Here is a 309-nt window from a genome sequence, read left to right as displayed (position 1 = left end):
GACGAGGGTCTCGCCGGTGCCGATCGCCGGGGGGGAGGTGCTGACGAGGCGGCAGGCGTTCGTCCCCTGGATCGAGCGGCGGGCGGTCGACATCCTCCAGCCCGACTGCACGAAGAATGGGGGCCTGACCGAGTCGAGGCGGATTGCCTGGCTGGCGAGCGAGCACAACGTGCAGGTGGTGCCGCACGGCTGGAACACGGCCGTGGGCCTGGCGGCGGACCTGCAGTTCTCGGCCTCGATCCCGGTGGCGCGTTACGTCGAATATCTGACGCCGTGCGCTTATCTGGATGCGATCACGGTCGAGCCGTT

Annotated in this window: 1 protein-coding gene; it reads left to right on the top strand. The window is 68.9% G+C overall.

The window, feature by feature from the left end; genetic code table 11:
* On the top strand, nucleotides 1-309 hold a 309-nt coding region (locus AB1L30_RS00765; RefSeq protein WP_367011437.1), incomplete at both ends, for an enolase C-terminal domain-like protein.

The sequence above is a fragment of the Bremerella sp. JC817 genome, from assembly GCF_040718835.1.
Lineage (GTDB): Bacteria > Planctomycetota > Planctomycetia > Pirellulales > Pirellulaceae > Bremerella.
This window is presented reverse-complemented; position numbering and strand designations above follow the sequence as displayed.